The 4,115-nt window shown below is 54.2% G+C and carries 5 protein-coding genes; 3 read left to right on the top strand and 2 right to left on the bottom strand.

The genetic code is table 11. The features are described 5' to 3' along the window. A partial coding sequence (locus BOA8489_RS20660; RefSeq protein WP_217897982.1) for a hypothetical protein occupies positions 1-299 on the top strand: 299 nt, incomplete at its 5' end. A 123-nt stretch (positions 300-422) separates the two neighbouring features. Here BOA8489_RS20660 and BOA8489_RS19810 read toward each other — a convergent pair. Together BOA8489_RS19810 and BOA8489_RS19815 are read right to left on the bottom strand one after the other, a co-directional pair. Continuing rightward, positions 423-776, bottom strand: coding sequence for a putative quinol monooxygenase (locus BOA8489_RS19810; RefSeq protein WP_093976031.1), 354 nt, complete (start codon positions 774-776; stop codon positions 423-425). A gap of 213 nt (positions 777-989) precedes the next feature. Then, complete coding sequence (locus BOA8489_RS19815; protein WP_306345773.1) at positions 990-1,700, bottom strand: winged helix-turn-helix transcriptional regulator; 711 nt, start codon at positions 1,698-1,700, stop codon at positions 990-992. A gap of 121 nt (positions 1,701-1,821) precedes the next feature. Here BOA8489_RS19815 and BOA8489_RS19820 point away from each other — a divergent pair, with 121 nt between their 5' ends. Next, positions 1,822-2,973, top strand: coding sequence for an acyl-CoA dehydrogenase family protein (locus tag BOA8489_RS19820; protein WP_093976033.1), 1,152 nt, complete (start codon positions 1,822-1,824; stop codon positions 2,971-2,973). 43 nt (positions 2,974-3,016) lie between these two features. After that, a complete protein-coding gene (locus BOA8489_RS19825) occupies positions 3,017-3,889 on the top strand; it encodes a class I SAM-dependent methyltransferase (protein WP_093976034.1) in 873 nt (290 codons plus the stop codon). The last annotated feature ends 226 nt before the right edge of the window (positions 3,890-4,115 follow it).

Genomic DNA, 4,115 nt, shown 5'->3' on the forward strand with positions numbered 1-4,115 from the left:
ATCATCTTCGCAAGTTGCGCGCGCTTGGATTGCGGTTTGGTGTTGGACATGTCTGTCTCCTGTGTGGGGCTGCGGATGATCCGGGGCCTTCCACTGAGACAGGCCCGGAAGACCGGGCAGACGGTGTTGCTCAAAAAGCTAGCAGTCTCTCTCAGACCACACACGCTTCCCATGCGCGCGAAGTCCAGTCCGAATTTGGTTACGCGGGAGTTGGTCAATTGGGCGGGAAGCGGACATTCGCTGCGCTCCGACTCAAGGTCCGCTTTGCGGGACAAAGCTGGCTTTTGGTCAAAGGATAACTTCACCCGATTTCTGACCAAGGCGTCGGTTTTCGCGACCTTGATAATTCCGATGGGCGTTGTTCAGACAAAGTGACTGTAAGGGCAGGAACTGTTCTCAATCCCTGCCCATAAATCACATGCTTATCTGTCGAAGCCTGCAAATTGCGCAAAGTGTGAGGCACCGAGTCCCGCAAGAGCCTCCCGTGCTTCTGCTGAAGCGTTGCCACGAACTTCCAGTCGCGTGATTGGGGCGATTGCCAGAATGCCGGGCAGGCTCGGTCCAACATTGCCCAAATGCGTCAGGAGCGCTTCGGAGCTCTCAAATGTCTCTTCAAGCAGACAGTGCTTTCCATCTTCACCGATATACCATTGATATCCCAGGGTTCCCGGTTCGCCTTCTTGAACGCTTGATACAAACCCACTGGCCATGGATTTGAAGTTTTCAACTTCTCCGTCGTTGATTGTCCATTGGATGAGGTAAGATACTTTTGTCATTAGTTGTCGTTCCTTGGTCCAGGTTCCGATGGAAACCAAAACCGAACTGGACGAACCACGACTTTGATGCGTTCCGATTTATTCGCAACGCCTACCACCACTAGGATTATACCAGTAGCGTGTCACCACCATTCTTGGTTTCCTCGTCACAAACTAGGATCTGTGCTCGAAGCCGCCATTCGCTGCAGCGTGCACCAATGACTACTTTGCGGACTAACCTGCCATTCGCTCCACAGTGGCGAAGGGGCTGAGACCGAGCCATTCTTGCATTCGTAAAACGATCTCGCGTTTCCCAGTAAGCACAATTCTTCCGTCACTTTCCGCCTTCTGAACCGTTTCCAGACCCATCCAAATCGCTGTCATAGTGCGCAGGCTACACTCCGCAAAAAGATCAATCTCATAGCCTGGGTCTTTGTAGCAGGCCTCAACGCCAGACTGTGGGTCGACAACGAGCCAGTAGTTCTGCCGCTCTTCGGGAAGATTTTTGAAAACAAACTGCAAGCAAGTTCGGTGGTCAGGCAGCGGGTCAATGTTCAGCCCCCTGTGCATGTCCCAAATCAACAATTCCGGGTCCAAATTGCTCAACGAAAGTTCGCTTTCGACCCATCGTTGACCCCAAGAACCAATGCCCATGATGATCGGCCTGAGTTCCTCTCCCGCTTGTGTAAGCGAGTATTCCCGTGACCCGCTTGGTCCTTTCGCCGCCACGATGACGCCTGCGTCTTCTAATTCGTCCAGGCGCTTGGAGAGCAAGGTCGGGGACATGCGTGGGAGTCCGCGCCTCAGGTCGTTGAACCGTGTGCTCCCACATAAAAGCTCTCTGACAACGAGTGGGGTCCATCGCGAACACAGAACCTCTGTTGCCATCGAAACTGGACAAAACTGACTGTAACCGCCGCGCATTTCCCATCCCCTTTTTGTCATGAATTACTGGTTTTTAGAGCCTACCGCGCCGTCGTTGAGCAATCCAGTACAGTTTCTGGACTAGCGCGACGTCGGAATCGCAGCAATCTTACGGAGAGAAACCAAAAAAGGGGAATGCACGATGGGACAGACTGCAGATATCGTCAGACAATCCGAGAAGTTCATCGAAACAGCGAACGAGGTCGCGAAAGTTTTTGCGGAAAGGGCCAGCGCAAACGACGAAAGTGATCGTTTCATCGAAGATAACTATGCAGAACTGAAGTCCAGAGGATTGGTCTCGGCCGGCGTTCCATCTCAGCTTGGCGGCGGCGGCGCTTCAATTCGCGATCTCTGTGAGGTTCTGAAAATCATCGGGGGAGCTTGTGGCTCGACAGGACTGGCGTTGTCGATGCACACGCATCAGGTCGCAATTCCCGCATGGCGATGGCATCATCAGGAGGCCGCGCGCGGCGTTGTTGAGCCACTGTTGCGCCGAATTGCGGACGAAAACATAGTGCTTCTGAGTTCTGGAGGTTCGGATTGGATTGGTGGGTCGGGTACCGCCGAAAAAGTCGACGGCGGCTACAAGATCACGGCGCGCAAAGTCTTTTCATCAGGCGCGCCGGCTGGCGATCTTATGATGACAGGAGCGATTACTGAGGAAGACGGCGAGCGCACAGTCTTGCATTTTGGCGTTCCGATGGGCGCGCCGGAAGTCACCGTATTGGATACGTGGCGCACACTGGGGATGCGAAGCACAGGGTCGCATGATGTTCAGATTGACGGGTTGTTCATCGCCGATGACAATATTCCAATGCGCCGAAAGGCCGGAGAATGGCACCCCGCGTTTCAGATGATCGCGACAATCGCATTTCCCTTGATTTATTCAGTATATCTGGGAGTTGCGCAAAGTGCCCGCGACATCGCGTTGGATATTGCGCGCAAGAAGCCAGAATCGCATCGCACGCAATCAATTGCGGGCCGGATGGAAAACGCCCTCACTGCAGCGCGCCTTGCTCACGAGCACATGCTGGCGGCAACCGACCGAAATGCGCCTTCCGCAGAAACAATCAATGACACTATGATCGGTCGCAGGTTGGTCGAAGAGAATGCGATCAGAGTTGTTGAGCTTGCAATGGAGCTTGCAGGCGGCGCGAGTTTCTATCGCAAGAATGAACTTGAGCGGCGCTTCAGGGATATACAGGCGGCACGTTACCATCCTCTGCAAAAAGAATCTCAAGCCGAGTACGCTGGTGCGATGGCTTTAGGACAATCGGTTGATACGATTTTCTGAATCGGTACAGCATAGGTACCGCACCTGCTGAGAGGAACAGACTATGGCATTGGACAACGACGACGACACCGATTTTGTGAAGTTTTGGAACACGGTTCTTGAGCCGAAGTTCACGCAATACCGGCATATCTTGCAAGGTGGACTGTCGCGGCATTCCGCGGCGGTGATCCCGAAACTACCAATTGCAGAGGGTATGGCTGTTCTGGATGTCGGCTGCGGTTGGGGTGACATGTCGCTCCAAGTGGCCGAAATGGTTGGTCCGACAGGGCGGGTTGTCGGCATAGACTGCGTCGATGCCTTCTTGGAAGAAGGTCGCAAGGATGCCGCTGCAGCGGGGCTGTCGAATGTCACGTTCTCGAGGGGGGATGCTGAGGTCGCATTGCCTGAAAACCAGTTTGACTATGTAGTCGCGCGCTTTGGCACGATGTTTTTCACGAACCCAGTCGCGGCGTTACGGCGAATGCGTTTGGCTCTTAAGCCAGGTGGGCAGATGACGCACATCGTCTGGCGGAGGCGTGAAGACAATCCGGCATGGCAGGAGGCAAAGAACATCGCGTTGCGCCATTTACCCGCGCCGGGGGCAGATGCGGATACTTGTGGCCCGGGACCATTTTCGATGGGCAACGAAGAGACCGCAGGGATCATGATGAAGAGCGCCGGCTATGTGGATGTCTCTTTCACCCGCGTCGACGAGAAGATCCTTGTTGGAAGGACTCCGGAAGAAAGTATCGCTTTTGCTTTAGCCATCGGTCCCGGTGGCGAAGTATTTCGCGAAGCTGGAGAAGAGCTTGCCGAGGCAAAGCGGCCCGAAATCGAGCGAGAAATGCGTGACTACTTTGAAAGCCTGGAAACCGACATTGACGGCATTTGGGCACCCACGTCTTCTTGGGTCATTTCCGGGCGCAATCCTGCCTGAGGACTCCGGCACTAGGCGCTTTGGTCACTGTTTTTAATTGGACCGCTTTGGGCTCGGAGCAGCCATTCGCTGCAAGATGAACCAACGACTGCTTTGCGGACTGGGCGGTTATTCGTCTATCCGCTGTCCACGTATCGAAAATGGAATCGTTGCGCCCTTAGGAAATTCAGCAGAGGCTGAGATTATCAAAGCAGAAATGGGGATAAGCGATGGCGATTTTCGAAGA

The organism is Boseongicola aestuarii (assembly GCF_900184815.1).
Classification (GTDB): domain Bacteria; phylum Pseudomonadota; class Alphaproteobacteria; order Rhodobacterales; family Rhodobacteraceae; genus Boseongicola; species Boseongicola aestuarii.

Bases quoted from the DNA above. Each gene is read 5' to 3' on its own strand.
- BOA8489_RS19810 (WP_093976031.1), bottom strand. From the start codon at position 776: ATGACAAAAGTATCTTACCTCATCCAATGGACAATCAACGACGGAGAA.
- BOA8489_RS19820 (WP_093976033.1), top strand. From the start codon at position 1,822: ATGGGACAGACTGCAGATATCGTCAGACAATCCGAGAAGTTCATCGAA.
- BOA8489_RS19825 (WP_093976034.1), top strand. From the start codon at position 3,017: ATGGCATTGGACAACGACGACGACACCGATTTTGTGAAGTTTTGGAAC.
- BOA8489_RS19815 (WP_306345773.1), bottom strand. From the start codon at position 1,700: ATGACAAAAAGGGGATGGGAAATGCGCGGCGGTTACAGTCAGTTTTGT.